The following is a 20,065-nucleotide window of genomic DNA, read 5'->3' on the forward strand; positions in this document are numbered from 1 at the left end:
GCGAAGGCGGTTTCGTTTGCAGGAACGATGAAAGCCTAAAGGTACCGAAAATGCAGAAAAAGCCCTTTAATCGCCAAACTGCCGCGCGAGTACCTCAAGCACACGATACGATGCCTCGCCATCCCAAAGTGCGGGGACAGATCCTTGCTTGAAGGCACCCCGCATGATGGATTCAACGGCTTCGGGAACACGCGACCAGTCGTTGCCAATCAGCACGTTGGTGCCCTCGGTAATGGTAACGGGGCGCTCCGTATTGGGCCGAAGTGTGAGGCAAGGTTTGCGCAGGAAGGTGGTTTCCTCCTGAATTCCACCGCTGTCGGTGAGCACAAAACGACAATCTGCAACCAGTTTCTGAAAATCGAAATAACCCATGGGCTCAGAGAGCGTAAGGTTTGGAATGGAGGTGAATTCCTCCTGCAAGCCAAATTTTGCCAGGTTGGATGTGGTGCGCGGATGAATGGGAAAAACAACCGGAATTCTGTCGCAAACCCATCGCACCAGGGCAACCAGCTCTTTGAGTCGAACGGCATTATCAACGGTGGCAGGCCGATGGATGGTCATCAGTGCGTACTCTTCCGGATGAACAGAAAGTTTTTGTAGAATATTTGAGGCATGGATATCCTTTTGAAAAGCGACCAGGGTATCAATCATGGTGTTGCCAACCATGTGCAGGGCATCGGCGGGTTTACCCTCTTTGCGCAGGTGTTCTTTTCCGCTGCTTTCGGTGATGAAAAAAAAGTCGGTAATCTGGTCGGTGAGGATTCGGTTGATTTCCTCTGGCATACCGCGGTCGTTGCTGCGCAATCCGCTTTCGAGATGTGCCAACGGAATGCCCATTTTATTAGCAACCAAAGCACCGGCAAGGGTTGAGTTCACATCACCCACCACCATCATCACTATGGGCTTGCGCTCAACAACCACTTCTTCCAGTCGTTGCATGATGGCGGCCATTTGACTGACGGGGCTACCTGGTTCGATGTTCAGAAAATGGTCGGGAACCAGTTTGAATTGATCAAAAAACACCTGCGACATGTTCTGGTCAAAGTGTTGACCGGTGTGTACAATCTCCACCTGCCAACCGGGGAACTTCGCCACCTGCTTTTTGAACTGCGTAACTTTCACAAAATTGGGACGTGTACCCGTTATGGTGAGGATGGTTTTCATGAAGACTTGTATTAAGAAACGCTTTGCAGTTCGACCATGCGGGCAAAGTAGGGAGATGTTTCAATCAGTTCATCAAAGGTTCCGGTTTGCTCAATCTGGCCGTTTTTCATCAGAACAACAAAGTCGGCATTGCGAATGGTGGAGAGCCGATGAGCCACAATCAAAATCGTGAATTTACCTTTGAGTTGATCAATGCTCTCCTGGATAGAGCGTTCTGTTTCTGTGTCGAGTGCAGATGTGGCTTCGTCCAGAATAAGTACGTCGACTTCTTTGTACAGTTCGCGGGCAATGGAGAAGCGCTGCTTTTGTCCCCCGCTCATTTGCAGTCCTGAGTTTCGCATTTCGGTTTCTTCCACTTCGGGGAGGTTTCGCACAAAATCGTCGATGGAAGCTTTTCGCAGGGCTTGCCAGAATCGGTCAAGGTTTTCGGGTGTTTTACTATCCCAAAAGGTGATATTGTTGAACACATTATCGCTGAAAACGACTGGTTCCTGGGTAATGTAACCGATGTTTTTCTGGTAGCTGCGGATGTCAAAATTGGTGATGGAATTTCCGTTGATGAGCAACTGGCCTGAATCGGGTTGAACCAAACCTGCGATAAGATTAACAAGAGTGGTTTTTCCGCTTCCGCTTTCGCCAACAAAGGCAATGGTTTGGTTTTTTTGAATGTTGAGGCAAATGGATCTGAGGATCTGACTATCATCGTAGGCGAACCCAACATCTTTCAAAGAGATTTGCTCAATCGCATCGCCAAACAATTCCGGAGAATAACATTCCTGATTGGTTTTTGCCTCTTGCATGAATTCAATTATGTTGTCTATTGATCCGCAGTTTGAAAGAAATCCATTCCAATTACTTTGCACTTGCATGAGGCTGGTAAGAGCTCGATACAAAAACAGTAAGCCTAGTATTACAGTGGTTATTGACTGACTGAAAACCGCGTACTGAATAAAGATTACGGTCATGACCACCAAGATGATAATAGGCTCTCTCGTGCTCTGCATAACTGCGCCCAACATTCCTATTTTCTTGCCAGCAACCTCAACTTCATCGGCTTTTTCTTTCAACCGCGTGGCATAACGATCTAATCCTCCCACAGCCTTGAGGTACTTAAAAGCGTAGACTTTTTCAATCAGATAACGCTGAAAACCATGCCCTGAAGTTGATATCTCTTTAGACAAACCTTTGGATTTCGTGTATATGCCGCGATAAATGAAGTTTGTAAGCACACTACCGGCAATGACAAAAAGGCCTAACATCGCGTTGGTGGTGAGCGTGAGAAGGAGGTACACAGAAACCAACACCATGTGCTGCATCGTCGCATAATAGCGATTGAAGGAGTTGATAACACGCGAAACCTCACTCCCCATGGTATTTTGAATTCGACCTGCGTCGGAAAGCACAAAGTATTTATAGCTCAAAGAGCTTAGCGCCTCTATGGTTTCGTGTCGTATTTTCCGAACAAAAAACCTTCTGGTATTCACCATATAGGTGAGGTAGAAATACTTTGCCACTCCTTTGAAGATGAAGATAGCAAGCATGAATATGAGCACTGTTTCGAGTACTAATTCGAGCCCAATACTGTTTAAGAAGTCGAGAAGGAAGCGCAAATTCCCAAGGTCATCCGGGTTGGGTTGGCTTGCTCCGTCAATGGTTTGCAGAAGGGAAAGAAGCATCGCTAAACCAAAGCCGTCAAGCAACCCCACCGCGACGCTAGCCACCAGAGCTATGAATATCCTATACCTCAGGTGAGTGAAGAAGAAGTAGAAATACCGAAGCTTAGTATGCAGTATATTCTTCAGCAATGTGGGCATCATTGGGGTTACAAAGGAAACACTTTTCGCAAGTCTGTCTGAAAGAGAAATGAGTCAACGGTCAAACATCGATTAATCGCGTTTTTGCTCGGAGTCACTCCCGTAGCCATAGCCGTAGCCGTAGCCGTAGCCGTAGCCGTAGCCATAACCGTAGCCGTATTTACTGTAGTAATATTTCCAGCGTTTTTGTTTGATTCCATTGAGCAGCAATGCCACATGGCTCAGTTTATTGGCCTCAACAATTTCTTCCAGGTAGCGAACACCTTGCTTGGTGGCTCTTGCTGTATTCATTACGAACAAAGCATTATTGGTATGCTTCATCAGGACCAGTGCATCACTGATAAGCATCAATGGCGGAGTATCGAAAATGATGTAATGATACCTTTCTTTGAGTTTTTCAACCAATTCGGTTACCCGATCATGCAACACCAATTCGGATGCATTTGGTGGGATAGGGCCTGCAGTCATGATATGAAGATTCTCCACAGAGCTGTTTTGTATTGACTCTTCAAGGCTGGTTTTACCAACGATATAGGTTGACAGTCCAATTTGATTCGGCAGTCCTATGGAGGAATGCACCTTGGGCTTGTGAAGGTCAAAATCAAGCAAAATGGTTTTTTTGCCTGCTTTGGCAATCATCGCCGCCAAATTGATATTTACAAAGGTCTTTCCCTCACCCGGGTGCAAAGAAGTGCTGAGCATAACATGTGAACCTCCGGATCCGCTCAGAAACTGCAGGTTGGTTCTGATTGCACGAAAAGATTCAGCAATGTTAGACTTGGGGTTATCAACAACCACCAATCTCGACTCGCCTGTGTCCCGGTAAAGGGGCAGTCCACCGAGTACTGGTAAATTCGAAATATGCTTTAATTCCCTTGTGTTCTCAATTCGTTCAAAAAGCATCAATCTGACGAACCCAATTAACACAGCAAGAGCAAAGCCCGCACCTACAAAAATATACCAGATTCGCTGCTTATTCGGCCCTACTACGCCCAATGATCTGGAACGCTCAATGATACTGGTTTGAGGAATAATACCTGCCCTAGCGATTACGGTATTGGCCCGTTTCTCAAGCAAGAATATGTACATGTCCTCGTTCACCTTTCTCTTGCGTTCGATGTTGAGTATTTCTCTCTGAGACCTGGGTATTTCCCGGATTAAACGTTCAATTTGTGCTATTTGAGAGATTAACCCAGCTTTCTTCTGCATCATGGCTTCGCGGGTATTACCAAGATAAATCAGGATATCCTTTCGCAAAGCTTGCATGGCCTCATCCGACTCGCGGATACGTGGATTTTCGCCGGTAACATTAAACAGACTGAGATTTCTTTGAATTTGACGCTCATACAGCTCGTTCAAAGACCGTCTTAAAAACGCGTCATCGTCAAGTACATAAAATGAGGGTGGCAGGATCCGCTCTTCATCGCTTTTAAAAACATACTCTTCCAGAGCATCAATCGATTGCAGCCCTAACTCCAACCTCCTCACGTCCGAGTCAAAACTGCTAATGGTTTCAAAGTGCTTGCGCTCTTCTCGCGATAAATCGAGGATGGCTTGCCCTTCTTTGTATTGCTCCAAATCTGATTCGAGGCTATCGAGAATAGAAGCAACCCGACCTAACTGACGATCGATATAATCAAGCGTATTATCATTCAATTCCTTCTGATTATCCAGCGTACTCTGAATGTACGTAACAGAGAGACTGTCCAGAAAAAGCCTGGCCCGCTGCTCAACCGCATCCTCAATCGAAAGCTCGAGTATGCTCGTAAAGTCAACATTCTGAATATTCAACCCCCTTTTGTAACGATTTACGAGGTATGTTAAACTGTTCACCTGAAACTGATAGTTGTTCACAGCCAATCGCATGAAAACCTGGTCACTTAGATGTGGTGTTTTGCTCACTTTGATCACAAAATCGTCGGAAATCACCTGCTCATTGAATGGGAAAAGCTTTTCTGTATCAACGCCATCTTTCTGGTACCTGAGCATGTACTCAGAAGGTGAAACAACAAGCAAATCGATTTTTTGCTGATAAAGCTTGGCATTCAATAATTTTACCTCAATGTCAAGACCGTCAAAATGTGTTACCTCTGTGGTTTTAACCTTACCTTTGATGAAGTAGGATAATTCAAAGTTGAGCTTTTTAATGGTCTTTTCAATCAAATCATGCGATTTCAGCACGCGTTTTTGATTGGTGATGTCCGCATAGTTTTGATAAAAGCCGGACAGCCCCCTGTAAACCTGAGATTGCAATTCATACCCAGATTCAGGCTTTAACAGGATTTCCACCTTTGCGGCGTAGATATCTGCCATCCTGTGCGTGTACAAGTATGCAGCAACGCCGAATATGGCGGTAAATAATACCACCAGGTACCAGTTCTTGCCGACAAATTTACCGACTACCCTGAGGTCGTCAGCTTCAATCACTCCCCCCTTTTTTTCGGCCATGGAATTTGGTTGGTTTTAGCCTGCAAATATAGTAATCATAGCCTATACCGCACTGTGCTTGATGGTCGGCGTTACAGATATCGCCAACCAACCAATCGAGAGAAATAACGGAGTGTATACCCTGACTTACTTTCGAAAAAAACTTGGACAACTCATTTTTTGAAGTGAGTTGTGTAACTTCAAAGATTAACTATCTTTGCTACCAGAAAGTACGGACTCAAGATGAAAACTTTTCTCCAGCTAGGGTTGATCACCTTCCTGATTATTTTCCCGCTATTGCTTGCGGCTCAACCTTCAAGCGGAGGGGCTGGGCCTCCTTGTTTCCCACCACCTTGCATACCTATTGACGGCGGCACCACACTCCTCATTGCTGCGGGGCTGGCTATCGGTGGTAAGAAGGCCTACGACCTTCGCAAAAACCGGTAGAGGTTCCATTTTTCCATGTTGCGTACCATCTGGTCTAACACATTTTATCGCTTTCTCATTACTGCGGGATTGATTCTCCTCGCCTGGAATTTGCTTTACGACAATTGGCTTCAGCCTCACACGCTGATTGACCGCCTGGTGATTGACAACCTTATCTTTTTCAGCTCTATTATTCTGGAAGCCATGGGTTACGACCTGATGCCTGCTCCTCCAGCTGCACAACAAATACGCACCATCGGGATAGATGGTAGCACGGGCGTTTGGATAGGCGACCCCTGCAACGGAATCAGTTTGTTTGCGCTGTTTATCGCCTTTATGTTGGCTTACCCCGGCCCGGTATTAAAGAAGATTTGGTACATACCTTTGGGTCTCGTTATCATCCATCTGGTAAACATCGTTCGCATTGTTGCGCTCACCATCATCGTTGCTGTGCGCCCGGAATGGCTTGAATTCAACCACAATTACACATTTTATGTGCTGGTTTACACGGCGGTTTTTGCACTCTGGTATTTCTGGGCTTTCAGACTGAGCAAAGATCAGCGCCCGGCCATCCCGTCGTCTTGAGTAATACCGGCAAATACTCAATCATTGCAGCGCTAACACTGTTGTTCATTACCGCAGGTTACACTCGCGATTTCTGGGCACTTAATGTGAACTACATTCTTTACTTTCAGCAAAGTGGTCAGGAGACCTGGGAAGGCCACTCCTTTTTCGACTTTATGCTGCAATGGCCTGTGCAGCATGTTTATTACACCAAATACATCATCACCCTGGTATTCACCCTGGTGAATTTTGTTTTGAGCGCTGCATTTGTATGGGTGCTCTTTCAAAATAAGTTACTACTGAAATTGATGGTTGCCATGTATGCGCTGATTAGCCTCGTGGCCTTGGTGTTTTTTGCAGGTGGTTGGATGCTTGATTCGGCTGAGACAGGGTACTCCTACGCGCGACTTTTAATGGGATTTTTACAGTCTCCTGTTCCTGCTGCCGTTCTTAGCTTGAGCTACCCCCTTTACCGCAAGTCACAAGAATCCGTGATCCGCTAATTACTACCTTTGAAGGCAAATCACCATTATGAAAGACACAGCCATTTTCAACCTGATAGAGCAGGAAAAACAACGTCAGGTCAACGGATTAGAACTTATCGCTTCTGAGAATTTTGTGAGCCCGGATGTACTTGAAGCCATGGGCTCAGTGCTCACCAACAAATACGCTGAAGGCTTGCCTGGGAAGCGATATTACGGTGGTTGTGAGATTGTTGATCAGGTGGAGCAATTGGCTATTGATCGTGTGTGTGAACTTTTTGGCGCAATCTGGGCAAACGTTCAGCCGCATTCCGGTGCACAGGCAAACGCGGCTGTAATGCTGGCAGTACTCCAGCCCGGAGATGCCATTCTGGGTTTTGACCTGAGCCACGGTGGTCACCTCACACATGGCTCACCGGTGAACTTCTCAGGAAAACTATACAAACCCCATTTCTACGGCGTAAAGCGCGACACAGGATTGATTGACTACGATTCGCTAGAAAGTACAGCTCGCAACGTCAGGCCAAAGCTCATTATATGTGGTGCTTCGGCTTACTCTCGTGATTGGGATTATGAACGAATTCGGGCGGTGGCAGACGAAGTAGGTGCGCTGGTACTGGCCGATATCTCCCACCCGTCGGGACTCATTGCAAGCGGTTGGCTCAATGACCCATTGAAGCATTGCCATATTGTAACCACCACTACGCATAAGACGCTCCGTGGACCCAGAGGCGGTCTGATTATGATGGGGGTTGATTTTGATAACCCCTTCGGTATTAAAACGCCCAAAGGAGTGGTACGCAGAATGTCGTCACTTCTGGATAGCGGAGTATTTCCCGGCACACAAGGTGGTCCCCTGGAGCATGTCATTGCAGCCAAGGCTGTGGCCTTCGGAGAGGCGCTTCAGCCGTCCTTCAAAGACTATACAAAGCAGGTGATTGCCAATGCGAAAAAACTTGCAGACGAACTGGTAAAGATGGATTATAGCATCATCTCGGGCGGAACCGACAACCACAGTATGCTGATTGACCTTCGATCCAAAAATATTACAGGGCGCGACGCTGAGAATGCATTGGTCGCAGCAGAGATTACAGTGAACAAAAACATGGTACCGTTCGACGACAAGTCACCATTCGTTACTTCGGGTATTCGGATTGGAACTGCGGCGGTGACCACAAGAGGGTTAAAAGAAGACCATATGGTAGAAATCGCTCACCTCATCAACAAGGTTATCTCCAACGCGGAAGATTCAGTGGTGCTGGACGAAGTGAAAAAGTCAGTTCACGACCTGATGAGCGCCTTTCCTCTTTTCAACAAGGCCGAATTGGTGAATCCTTGATAAAACCCATCGGGCAAAAACATCAGGTAGCTCAAAACCATGATGATTCCGAAATCAGGCAACCCCATTCCAAAGGCCACATAGAGGTGAAAAAAGGCTCCGGCAAACAACAGCGGGCCCTTGGTTTTTCTGAACCAAACCAGCACCGGAAAAATTAACTGATAGCCCAACGCAAACCAAGTGGCCATGCGACCCAAAGTTTGGCTTTCACCAAAAACTTCTATCAACCAGGGGTGACTGAATTCACGAATGTGCAGCACGTAATAGACCGCGTCGCCACTGAGCCAGTATGTACCCTGTAGTTTGTACAAACCCGCAAACAAATAAACCACTACCAGTTGCAGCTTGCAAGCCAGAAGAAACAGGTTGTTCAGGACATTGCTTTGCAGAGAGGTCTTTCCGTCGGGCATGAAAATGAAGTAAAACAGAAACATCACCAACAGGGTATGTCCCCCGGTGATATACAAATGCGCCCGAGCAAAAAGAATCAGCGTACTGATGTAGATAATTCCCGAAGCAAAGATTCTCCAACGTTTGGCAAACCACAGGGCAATTCCTGATACCTGAAAAATAATCAGAGCAGGATACCAGGAGTTCAAAGTTCCGTCCATCAAGAGATAAATGAGCCGGTACCATAATGTAGGCGGCGTTGCCAGTGGGTGAATCCAGCCATCCGCACTCCATAGTTCGCGGGAAACGGGGAGCAAAAAAAGCGTGTTCAGCAACAAAAAACCATAGATCGCAGATTTGAACAAGGCGATGGTTATGCGCGGTGGTTCTGCCTCCAACCAACCGTGTAAGCCGTTGAACAAAGATATATTCTTACCGGGCTGCATACACGGGAAATCTTAAAAATTCAGGTGAAGCTTCAGCCCCTCCGGGAGGTGGCACGGGAATCAGCCTTATTCTCACTTCTATGCTGTCAGGCAGAACTTCTTCTGCCCCCTCGCGAAATCGCGCCCCCGCGTAATGGATTGCGCCCTGATAAGCCCGTGAGCGCTCAAAAAAACTTGTCCGTTTATGCTCCGTGCGATTTTTGCTCAAATCCTCCCATCTCTGGTGATCATTCCACAACCGCCACGCAACATTTTGATTGATGCGAAACAATATACTCGCCTGCGACAACCGGAATGCATCATGCGCCTCCAGCAGCTCAGCTCCGGGATCACTCCAACCACGCCATTCACCTTGAGCAAACACCCTAAACTCAATTGATTTTTCCACGGTGGGAGGGTCAGGCGCAAACAGGCTCCACGTTTGGTGAAACTGAGGAGCCATATAAGCGGTAACCCACTGCGAAAGGGATGAGGGGAAATAGCGCTGAGGCGAAACATATACCAGCGTTGCCCCAAAGTGCAACACAAATAACCCGAGTAGAAAGTAGGTTACGCCACGTCTGTTTTCACGATTGTTTCTGGGAGATTTCAGCTTACGGGTGTTTGCTCAAAATTATATTTTTGGGCGCAATTCCCTACCTTTGAAAAAAGTATTTTCATTCATGCTCGAAGCAAACAACCCCGCCCACAAATCATGGGTAAGCGTAGATTCAAACAGTGATTTCCCTATTCAAAACCTGCCTTTTGGCATTGCCGGATTGCCCGGTTCACGGCCCGGCCCGTCCGTTCGCATTGGCAATCAGGTACTCCATTTAAAGGAGCTGGGTGAAGCTGGTTTACTCAACGACCTGGGAATTGATGCTGAAATCCTGGAAGCCGATAAGCTCAACCCACTGCTCAAATTGGGCAAGCAATGCACGCGAAATCTACGCAACCGGCTTTCAGAATTGCTTCGAGAGGGAAATGAAACGCTACCAAACCACGCTCAGCTCCATAAAATGATGCTTCCGGTTTCGGAGGTGGTTATGCACATGCCCGTGGATGTGGGAGATTACACCGACTTTTACTCCAGCGAACAGCATGCCACTAATGTGGGCACGATGTTTCGCGATCCGGACAATGCGCTCCTTCCCAACTGGAAACACATTCCCGTAGGATACCACGGGCGTTCTTCATCCATCATCCTGTCGGGCACACCCATACACCGTCCCAAAGGCCAAACCAAAGCAGACGATGCCGATGCACCCACATTCGGTCCGTGCAGACTGCTTGACTTTGAGCTGGAAATGGCTTTTATCACCTTTGAAGGAAAAGCCCTTGGTCAATCTATCAGTACTGCCGAGGCGGACGAATACATCTTTGGGATGGTGCTGTTCAACGATTGGTCTGCGCGCGATATTCAAAAATGGGAGTACGTTCCTCTCGGGCCATTTCTGGCGAAGAACTTTGCTTCATCCATTTCGCCGTGGATTGTAACGCTGGATGCTCTGGAACCTTTCCGCGTACCCGGCCCGATTCAGAACCCGGAGGTACTGCCTTACTTGCGATACGACGGCCACAAGCATATTGAAATTCAACTGGAGGTTGGTCTTACTCCCGACGGAGGGCTTGAAAACACCATCTGCCGCAGCAACTACAAATACATGTACTGGAACATGAACCAGCAACTGGCACACCACACTGTAAACGGTTGTAATGTGCGGGCCGGCGACATGATGGCCTCAGGCACCATTAGCGGTGAAACTACTGATTCGTATGGCTCTATGCTGGAGCTAAGCTGGAAAGGAACCAGACCCATTCATTTGAAAGACGGATCTGAGAGAAAATTCATTGCCGACCACGACACCATAACCATGCGCGGCTATGCTGAGAAAAATGGTGTCCGGGTAGGATTTGGAGAGGTGAACACCAAGGTTTTGCCGGCACTTTGAACAACATGGAAATCAAAGTAGATACCGAGCAGGAAAAACGCGACATTCTTCGGGCTTACAGGGGGTTATTGCGTGTTACTAAAACCAAGGGCAAGAAAGATCGCGAGATGGTACGCAAGGCCTTTGATCTGGCCCTTACCGCTCACAAGGATATGCGGCGCAAATCCGGTGAACCCTATATCTACCATCCGCTGGCCGTAGCGCGCATTGTGGCGGAAGAGATTGGCCTCGGCACTACAAGCGTAATCGGGGCGCTTTTGCACGACACAGTTGAAGACACCTATATCACCCTTGAAGACATTGAGCATCTTTTTGGTCCTCAGGTGCGAAAGATTATTGACGGCCTTACCAAAATTGAAGGGGTCTTTGATCATACCACTTCTATTCAGGCAGAGAACTTTCGTAAAATGCTTCTCACACTGTCGGATGATATTCGCGTGATTCTCATCAAACTGGCCGACCGCTTGCACAACATGCGTACGCTGGAGTCCATGCGTCGCGACAAGCAACTAAAAATTGCATCCGAAACCAAGTTCATGTATGCGCCCCTTGCCCACCGATTGGGGCTGTACGCTATTAAAAGCGAACTTGAAGATCTCGCTCTGAAATACACTGAGCCAGAGGTTTATGAGGAAATCATCAGCAAACTCAAGAAGACCCAAGCCGTTCGAACGCGATTTATCAACCGTTTTATCATTCCCATTAAGCGGGGATTGGAAGCCAGCGGTTTCAAGTTTGAAATTAAAGGACGCACCAAGTCTATTTTTTCCATCTACAACAAGATGCAGGAAAAAAAGGTGTCGTTTGAAGAAGTGTATGATCTCTTTGCCATCCGCGTCATTATTGATACTGCCCTCGAAAACGAAAAAGCCGACTGCTGGCGGGCCTACTCAGTAGTTACAGATTACTACAAACCCAATCCCGACAGGCTTCGCGACTGGATTTCGACCCCAAAAGCCAACGGGTATGAATCACTCCACACCACGGTGATGAGCCCCACAGGAAAATGGGTAGAGGTTCAAATCAGAACACGACGCATGGATGAAATCAGTGAGAAAGGTTTTGCTGCGCACTGGAAATACAAAGAAGGAGGTCAGCAGGAATCCGGACTTGATGCCTGGCTCACCCGAATCCGCGAAATGCTGGAGAACACCAACAGCGATACGCTCGATTTTATTGACGACTTCAAGCTGAATCTCTTTGCCGACGAAATTTTTGTGTTTACCCCAAAAGGCGACCTGTTTAGTTTGCCTATGAGTGCCACTGCACTCGACTTTGCATTTGAAATTCACTCACAGGTTGGTTCAAGTTGTTTGGGCGCTAAGGTGAACAACAAGCTGGTACCGTTAAGCCACGAACTGCGAAGCGGCGATCAGGTAGAAATCATCACTTCTCATAAACAGAAACCGAAGGCCGACTGGCTGAATTTTGTAGTAACCGGAAAGGCTAAATCCAAAATTAAGGCTGCCCTCAAGGAAGAGCGCAAGAAAATTGCTGAAATGGGCCGCGAAATGCTGGAGCGCAAACTCCGTAACATCAAAGTTGATTTTCTGAGCATCAACATCACCGAACTCGAAAAGCACTATAAGGTTGACAGCGCTTTGGAGATGTATTACCAGATTGCGAAAGGTAAGATTGACCTCAAAAAACTGCGCAACTACCGTGTTGAGAACGGGTTGATAATATTTGAGGAAAAGAAGTCAGAACAAAAGTCGGCCGAAACACTGGAAAGCCTTGTACAAGAGGGCAGAACACCCAACGAAACCCTCACCATTGGCGACGACATGAAGCAGGTTGACTACTCGCTCGCCAAGTGTTGCAACCCCATTCCCGGTGATGATGTTTTTGGTTTTGTAACTGTAAACGAGGGAATTAAAATTCACCGTGTGAATTGCCCCAATGCGGTTCAGCTATTGGGCAATTATGCCTACCGGGCCATCAAAGCACGATGGGCAAGTCAAAAGGCCAATGAGTTTTTGGCTACCATTCGCTTTTCCGGGATTGACGACGTGGGATTGGTTCACTCTATCACATCTGCCATCTCCAACGAATTGCGTGTAAACATGAAGTCCATCAGTTTTGAATCGAACGACGGTGTTTTTGAAGGACTGATCAGCCTCTACGTTTACGATACCGACCACCTGCATCAGCTTATCCGAAAGCTAAAACGCGTGCAAGGGGTGCGCAGTATTCAACGGGTGGAAGCGGACGGTGGAATTGCGGCGGAATAAGTAGCTTTGCACTTTAAGACCTCGACCATGAGTGGAGAATCCACCAACGAAAAAGTGCGAAACATTTTTTCGGCCTATCTAGAAAACAACGGCCACCGAAAAACCCCGGAACGATTCGCCATACTCAATGAAATTTACAACATTGACGGGCATTTCGATATTGAGTCGTTGTACGTTAACATGAAAAACAAGAATTACCGGGTAAGCAGAGCCACCCTGTACAATACCATGGACCTGCTGCTTGCCTGTAATCTTGTCCGCAAACATCAGTTTAGCAGCAATATCGCGCAGTTTGAAAAAGCGCACGAATTCAAACAACACGACCACATCATCCTGACCGATACCGGTGAGGTAATTGAGTTTTGCGATCCCAGGATACAAAACATCAAAGCCACGCTCGAGGATATTTTTGGTGTGGACATCGTGCACCACTCGTTGTACTTTTACGGAACGCGCCGCGAAGTAAAAAAATGATCTTCGCAACCAGGCATCACGAATCACTAAATCCAACATAGCGGCCTCATAGCGCTCACAAATACGAACGGGTGTCAAATCACCCGATAAAAGACCAAAATATGAAAGCTGACGTACTACTCGGACTCCAATGGGGAGACGAAGGAAAAGGAAAAATTGTGGATGTACTGACCCCGAACTACGAAATCATTGCACGTTTTCAAGGAGGCCCCAATGCCGGGCATACACTGGAATTTAACGGAATCAAACACGTGCTGCACACCATTCCTTCAGGGGTGTTTCGCGATACCACCATGAACGTAATTGGAAACGGAGTGGTGATTGACCCTATCATCCTGAAAAAGGAAATTGAAGCACTCATACAATACGATGTTCCTGTTTTCAAGAATATTCTCATCTCGCGCAAGGCACACCTCATACTGCCCACTCATCGCATACTTGATGCGGCCAATGAACACCAAAAAGGCAAGATGAAAATAGGCAGCACCCTGAAAGGCATCGGCCCGACGTACATGGACAAAACCGGGCGCAACGGATTGAGAATTGGCGATATACTCAAGCCCAATTTCCGTGAGATATACGACCATCTTGTGAGTAAGCACGAACACATGCTGGCTCAGTTTGATTTTGACTACGACCTTGCACCCATGCAACAGGAATGGCTCGAAAGCATTGAATTCCTTAAGAAAATGACCATCATTGACAGTGAACATTACCTCAACAATGCGCTAAAATCGGGAAAATCCATACTGGCAGAAGGAGCACAGGGCTCACTGTTGGATATTGACTTTGGTACCTATCCCTATGTTACTTCATCCAACACACTCTGCTCAGGAGCGTGTTCAGGTTTGGGTATCGCACCGAACCGCATTCAGGAAGTATTCGGCATCTTTAAAGCCTACTGCACGCGAGTAGGAAGCGGCCCTTTCCCTACTGAATTGCATGATAATACGGGTGAATTGATGCGAAAAGTGGGACACGAATTTGGAGCCACTACCGGGAGACCCAGAAGATGCGGATGGTTGGATTTACCCGCGCTCAAATACGCCATCATGATAAATGGTGTAACCCAATTGCTGATGACCAAGGCAGATGTACTTTCGGTGTTTGAAAACATCAAGGTGTGCACGGCCTACGAAATAAACGGTGAGGTGGTGGAATACTTCCCTTACGACATCAACATAGAAGGAATCAAACCTGTTTACAAAGAGCTTCACGGTTGGTCGGAGGATTTAACAGCAATGAATCAATGGGAGCAACTACCATCAGAACTGATTGACTACATTGCCTTTATTGAAAGTGAAACAGGTGTTCCCGTGCGTATTGTGTCGGTTGGACCCGATCGAAGCCAGACCATTTTACGCGAAACCGTATCGGCCTGATAACTGGCACGAAAAGTGCGCTGCAGCCCATCATGAACAGTGCCTTCAAATTGGTTTTCAGTATTGCGCTGGTGGCAATCATGCCGGGACATTTTCTTGCGCAGGAAAGTTCCAAAAAGAAAATTGAGCTGCTCAGAGCCGATTTTCAGGATTTTTCTGTTGACATTCATCCGGATGCAACGCGGCTGATTGGCAATGTGAAGATGAGGCACGAAGGAGTAATTATGTACTGCGACAGTGCCTACCTCTACGACAGCAGCAACAGCCTCGACGCTTTCAGCAATGTGCACATAAGACAAGGCGATACCCTGGATCTCTACGGCGACTTTCTCAAGTACAACGCCCCCACCCGAACTGCTGAGGTCTTCAATAACATTACCCTGAAAGACAAGGAGATGATTCTCACAACGGATTATCTTCTACACAATCTTCGCACGGATATCTCAACGTATCTCAACGGGGGGAAAATTGTAAGTACCGAAAATGACAATGTGCTGGTTAGTCAACGGGGCGACTACTACAGCAAAACACGTTTCATGTTCTTTAAGGACGATGTAGTGCTTACCACTGAGAAGTACACCATCTACACCGATTCGCTGCGGTACGACATGGAAACCGAAATTGCGTACTTTATCGGACCCACCGAAATCATTTCAAAAGACAGCTACATCTATTGCGAAAACGGCTGGAGTGATACCCGACGCAACATTTCGCAATTTAACCAGAACGCATACATAATAAGTGATACCCAGCGCATGGAGGGCGACAGTTTGTTCTACGACCAGAACATTGGTATGGGCAAAGCATTCAACAATGTGCAGATTACCGATACCGTCAACAATTACATTATCAACGGCGATTTTGCCATTCACTATGACAGTAGCGGACATTCACTGGTAACCGAACGCGCAATGCTCACGCTGATTGACGGCCCCGATTCTTTGTATTTGCACGGCGATACCTTGTTCTCTGTGAAAGACTCGGCGGGTAATCACATCGTTCACGCCTACCACCGCGTAAAGTTTTTCCGCAACGACCTTCAAGGAAAATGCGACTCGCTTACCTATCACGATGCCGATTCCATCATCGTAATGTACCACACCCCTGTTTTGTGGTCAGACGAAAACCAGATTAACGGCCGCCTGATCAACCTCTACCTGAAAACAGGCGGGCTCGATAGAATGTATATAGAACAGGACTCGTTTATCACCTCTGAGGCAGGGCCCAATCAGTACAACCAAATCAAAGGGAACTACCTCACCGGTTATTTCGAAAAGGGAAAGCTCGCCAGAGTGTGGGTAGAAGGAAACGGAGAAACAGTTTATTACGCCAAGGAAGAAAATGAAGGTGAAGAGGACAAGGATATCGGCATGAACAGACTAATATGTAGTGATATACGTATTTTTCTTAAAGACAACGAAGTTCAGAAAATTGTGTTTATCGATATGCCGAGCGGAACCCTCTTCCCTATTGATCAGGTGCCAGGCGGAGACGACAAACTCAAAGGTTTCCGTTGGGATCCTTCATGGCGCCCACTTGATAAAGACGATATCTTCAGGAAAGACGCTCCCGAAGGTGGAGCTGCGGTGGCATCAACTGAAAACGACGCTGATGAAGCTCCTGCTGATTGACAACTACGACTCTTTCACGTACAACCTTTACCACAGGCTTCAGCCCTTTGTGGGTTCCATTGACGTATATCGAAATGATCAGTTTGACGCTCGCCGGACAAAACAATACGATGCCGTTGTATTCTCGCCCGGCCCCGGGCTGCCTCACGATGCAGGCTGCATGCCGCAAATTATTGCCCAATGCCATCACGAAGTCCCGATGCTCGGAATATGTTTGGGAATGCAGGCTATGGGCCAGCATTTTGGAGCCCAATTGAGCAACCTTCCCAAAGTGCTGCACGGAGTGTCATATAACGGATGGGTAATGGATAAGGATGACCCTCTCTATCAAGGCATCCCGCGCTCATTTGCCTGTGGCCATTACCACAGTTGGATTGTGACGGAACTACCCGATTGTCTACAGGTTACCGCGCAACACGAAGATGGATGGGCGCTTTCGTTCAGGCATAAAGAGCTACCTATATGGGGAGTACAATATCACCCGGAGTCTGTGCTAACACCCCTCGGAGAGCAAATACTCAAGAACTGGGTGGACGCACTTCTCCCTGCGCCCACGCGCTAAAAGAAGTTGGCATTGCTCCCCAGATTACCCCTTCGCTGAAGTTTGAGATCCTGAAGAACCTGTGCTTTCACATTTACGTGAACCTGGTAACTCCGGCGGATACCGAATGGAATTACGGTAGCTTGCAATTCCCAGCAATGTAAGTCCCAATAAATGGTAATCTGGGTAGTAGAAGGCTGCATCGTTACAAAATCAAATCCCGACATCACCCCGATTTTCCATTTTTCGAGCACCGTAATATCTCCGTTAAACATCACGCCTTGCGATATGATCAAAGAATCCACGAGCTGCCCTTGTTGCATAAAAAAAGTTTTATTGGCGCTCATGGTATAATTCAGGTTCAGCGTCCACGGCACATTCCAATCCACAAACATCTCAGGGTTAGACTCTATGAAATCCATTTCCTCCTGCGACCCCCTTTTGGACGTACCTCTGTCTTTTCTTTTGTTTTGGCTTTGAAGGCTTCCTCCAATCGCCACATTCGCATTGCTGAAACGAAGGAGCTGCCCCCTGTCCGCGAGCATAGAGCGGTTGATGGTTCTACCCATTTCGTCGTACGAATAGGGTGAGAAAGAGGTGTTCACGTTCACGTTGATTTTTTGGAAAAGCATGGTTCGGCCACTGATGTTGATATTTGACCACTTCAGCGAATCGCGAAACAAATCATAGGTCGTATTGAACGTAAGGTTATCTATAAGTTTCATTTTGCGCGTACTGGCTCCCGTTGTATCCGATTTTGCCGCGGCAGCCTTCGCTTCGATATTGTTGATAAGGCTCATGTTCACCACCCCCGCCTGGCGCGTAGATGGCTGACCGAAAATGCCGCCTTCAAACGGGGAGTAACTGCTTAGTGTACCACCATCACCAAAAAAGCCAAACACGCGTGTGTCAAAAGACGGACGGTAATTAAAACCTACAGTGGGAGTTACAACGTGACGTATAGCCTTAAGCTTCTCGCCTTTAAACTGATACATTCCGTAAATCTTTGTGGTGAGATTTCCGTTTACGTTCCAGTCGGGGGCAGAGAAAAACCCGCTCAGGGTATCTGTGCGGGTTGTCAGGGACTCGGGGTCCAGTGAGCGGCTGATGCGTTGAAAATACCATCGGTCGGTGTAGTTGAAACTGGGGTTGAAAGCAAAATGCCAAACCTTAAGCGATGTACTGACTCCAGCGTTGTGTCTCACACCATTTCTGAATTGTGAGCGCAAAAAATCGAGGTTGTCAAAATTGAGATCTTCCTCGTTCACAGAAAGCCTGTTTTCGAAATTAGCCTGATAGGTTAAGCCAATTTTCTCGTACCATTTTTTTGGTCCGCTCTGTGAACTGCGCAAGAACGAAAGGGGCAGAAACACCCGCGACAAGTTGAAAGTTGCCTGCGGGAGCGTAAAGTCATAGCGCCCCGTGCGGGAGTTTTGGCTGTGACGTGCGTTCACGCTCAAGCTGTAGGGCTTACCAGGAAAAGTTTTGGTGTACTGCACGTTTGACTGAAAGGTATTGGTCAGGAAGTCTCCCTGTGTACTGTTCAGGTTATTGGTAAAGGCGTTGCTGCTACCCATGTTGAGACTTGCCGAAAAGCGTGAATCGGGTCGGGCTTTGGGGTCCTGCATATGGTTCCAACGCAAAAAGAACTGTGTGGAAATGGATAGGTCGTCAAAGTCGGGGTCACCACGGCGCTGCCGGTTGTAGTCAACGTTTAAATCTCCATTGAAGCGATATCGCTTCTTGTAGTTGGTAAAATTGCGTAATGCCCAGCTTCCGTTGGTGTAGATGTCACCCATGATTTTGGTATCCACATAATCGTTGATGGGAATGTAGTAACCACCGTTGAGCAGGAAGAAACCGAGTTCGGGCGAGTCTCCCCAGGTAGGTATGAGTACACCTGCTTTTTCTTTGTTCTCAATGGGAAACAAACCAAATGGCAGAATGAGCGGCGTAGGGATTTTTCGAAACTTCATCATCGCACTTCCCGAAACAATCTTGTCTTCGGGTATCATAATGAGCTTCTTAAAATGAAAGGCGTAGTGCGGATTGGCATGACTACAGGTTGTGAACTTTCCTTTGTAGTTGTGAATCTGTCCGTTGGGATGATACTTGGAAACCTCACTGTGTATGTAATTCTCATCCTCCTGCGTGTAAACTTTGTGCACCAGCCCTTTCTTGGTTACAAAATTGTACCGAATGGTATCCGCGTCGAATGAAGAGCCACCCTCTGTAAACACAGGGTAACCCACCTGTACCCCTGCCGTATCTATTATACCCTTGGCAATTACCGTATTGGACTGAAAACCATATTCGATGTAATAGGCCTGTAGCTTGATATCCTCATAGTTTACCTCTGCCTCGCCATAGAGGAGCACACGCTTTCCGAGTACATCATATATCACCGAATCTTTGGCATCATACACAACCGGGGCATTCAGGGCACTTTCTGATTTAGCCGGCTGCAGCGTATCTCCCGACAAGGTGTCGGCCCCGGCCAGCAGCGTATCGGGGGTAGCCATCCACACCGAGTCTTCGGAGGTAAAGTACAGGGTGTCGGGAGCTTGGGTTTCTGAATGATCCAACTCATCAATAACGGGAATGCCCTCCACGTCGATGCGGGGCATGATAGTTGAAGGAGTTGACAAGGTGTCTTCAGAAGGAATTTGCTGAGCGAGCAAACTGCCTGAAACGCTTATCAACAACAACGCTGTTAAAACAAATTGCCTGTTGAAAAAACCGACCAAAGGTATAGTGGTAAATTTGCTTAAACCCGAACGTGTAGAGCGTTTCAAAACTAAGGATAATAGAGTACCCCCCACC

At 47.3% G+C, this 20,065-nt stretch carries 16 protein-coding genes; 10 read left to right on the forward strand and 6 right to left on the reverse strand.

Translation table 11 applies throughout. The features are described 5' to 3' along the window. Positions 1-66 precede the first annotated feature (66 nt). From EA392_07655 to EA392_07665, 3 genes are all read right to left on the reverse strand, one after another. The gene (locus tag EA392_07655) at positions 67-1,164 is read right to left on the reverse strand and encodes a UDP-N-acetylglucosamine 2-epimerase (non-hydrolyzing) (GenBank protein TVR39066.1); all 1,098 of its coding nucleotides are present in this window, start codon (positions 1,162-1,164) and stop codon (positions 67-69) included. A gap of 11 nt (positions 1,165-1,175) precedes the next feature. Then, a complete protein-coding gene (locus EA392_07660; protein ID TVR39067.1) occupies positions 1,176-2,981 on the reverse strand; it encodes an ABC transporter ATP-binding protein in 1,806 nt (601 codons plus the stop codon). Positions 2,982-3,050: 69 nt separating this feature from the next. Further along, positions 3,051-5,426: a polysaccharide biosynthesis tyrosine autokinase gene (locus tag EA392_07665; protein TVR39068.1), complete on the reverse strand. Its 2,376-nt coding sequence runs from the start codon at positions 5,424-5,426 to the stop codon at positions 3,051-3,053. Between the two features lie 222 nt (positions 5,427-5,648). On the opposite strand from EA392_07665, the gene EA392_07670 reads away from it, so the two are divergent. The 4 genes from EA392_07670 to EA392_07685 are packed head-to-tail and all read left to right on the forward strand — an operon-like array spanning position 5,649 to position 8,216. Beyond that, positions 5,649-5,852, forward strand: coding sequence for a hypothetical protein (locus EA392_07670; protein TVR39069.1), 204 nt, complete (start codon positions 5,649-5,651; stop codon positions 5,850-5,852). 15 nt (positions 5,853-5,867) lie between these two features. After that, complete coding sequence (locus EA392_07675) at positions 5,868-6,416, forward strand: hypothetical protein (GenBank protein TVR39070.1); 549 nt, start codon at positions 5,868-5,870, stop codon at positions 6,414-6,416. A 41-nt stretch (positions 6,417-6,457) separates the two neighbouring features. After that, on the forward strand, positions 6,458-6,898 hold the full coding sequence (locus tag EA392_07680) for a hypothetical protein (GenBank protein TVR39071.1): 441 nt from the start codon (positions 6,458-6,460) through the stop codon (positions 6,896-6,898). Between the two features lie 25 nt (positions 6,899-6,923). Then, positions 6,924-8,216, forward strand: coding sequence for a serine hydroxymethyltransferase (locus EA392_07685; GenBank protein TVR39072.1), 1,293 nt, complete (start codon positions 6,924-6,926; stop codon positions 8,214-8,216). Here the strand turns inward: EA392_07685 and EA392_07690 are convergent. Continuing rightward, positions 8,159-9,052, reverse strand: coding sequence for a hypothetical protein (locus tag EA392_07690; protein ID TVR39073.1), 894 nt, complete (start codon positions 9,050-9,052; stop codon positions 8,159-8,161). The two genes, EA392_07685 and EA392_07690, sit on opposite strands and share 58 nt — an antisense overlap. Next, on the reverse strand, positions 9,039-9,575 hold the full coding sequence (locus EA392_07695) for a hypothetical protein (protein TVR39074.1): 537 nt from the start codon (positions 9,573-9,575) through the stop codon (positions 9,039-9,041). Before EA392_07695 ends, EA392_07690 begins: the two co-directional genes overlap by 14 nt. Positions 9,576-9,714: 139 nt before the next feature. Between EA392_07695 and fahA the strand changes: the two genes are divergently transcribed. The 6 genes from fahA to EA392_07725 all read left to right on the forward strand — a co-directional run bounded on the left by fahA (position 9,715) and on the right by EA392_07725 (position 17,263). Beyond that, on the forward strand, positions 9,715-10,983 hold the full coding sequence (gene fahA / locus EA392_07700) for a fumarylacetoacetase (protein ID TVR39101.1): 1,269 nt from the start codon (positions 9,715-9,717) through the stop codon (positions 10,981-10,983). Between the two features lie 5 nt (positions 10,984-10,988). Further along, the gene (locus EA392_07705) at positions 10,989-13,214 is read left to right on the forward strand and encodes a bifunctional (p)ppGpp synthetase/guanosine-3',5'-bis(diphosphate) 3'-pyrophosphohydrolase (protein TVR39102.1); all 2,226 of its coding nucleotides are present in this window, start codon (positions 10,989-10,991) and stop codon (positions 13,212-13,214) included. Between the two features lie 27 nt (positions 13,215-13,241). After that, complete coding sequence (locus EA392_07710; GenBank protein TVR39075.1) at positions 13,242-13,688, forward strand: transcriptional repressor; 447 nt, start codon at positions 13,242-13,244, stop codon at positions 13,686-13,688. A gap of 101 nt (positions 13,689-13,789) precedes the next feature. Further along, positions 13,790-15,070, forward strand: a complete 1,281-nt coding sequence (locus EA392_07715) for an adenylosuccinate synthase (GenBank protein ID TVR39076.1) — start codon at positions 13,790-13,792, stop codon at positions 15,068-15,070. 32 nt (positions 15,071-15,102) lie between these two features. Beyond that, on the forward strand, positions 15,103-16,701 hold the full coding sequence (locus EA392_07720) for an organic solvent tolerance protein OstA (protein ID TVR39077.1): 1,599 nt from the start codon (positions 15,103-15,105) through the stop codon (positions 16,699-16,701). Next, a complete protein-coding gene (locus tag EA392_07725) occupies positions 16,682-17,263 on the forward strand; it encodes an aminodeoxychorismate/anthranilate synthase component II (protein TVR39078.1) in 582 nt (193 codons plus the stop codon). Before EA392_07720 ends, EA392_07725 begins: the two co-directional genes overlap by 20 nt. Here the strand turns inward: EA392_07725 and EA392_07730 are convergent. Next, positions 17,260-19,944, reverse strand: coding sequence for a hypothetical protein (locus EA392_07730; protein ID TVR39079.1), 2,685 nt, complete (start codon positions 19,942-19,944; stop codon positions 17,260-17,262). The genes EA392_07725 and EA392_07730 overlap by 4 nt on opposite strands. Positions 19,945-20,065 lie beyond the last annotated feature (121 nt).

It is taken from the genome of Cryomorphaceae bacterium, from assembly GCA_007695365.1.
Classification (GTDB): Bacteria; Bacteroidota; Bacteroidia; order Flavobacteriales_D; family SKUL01; genus SKUL01.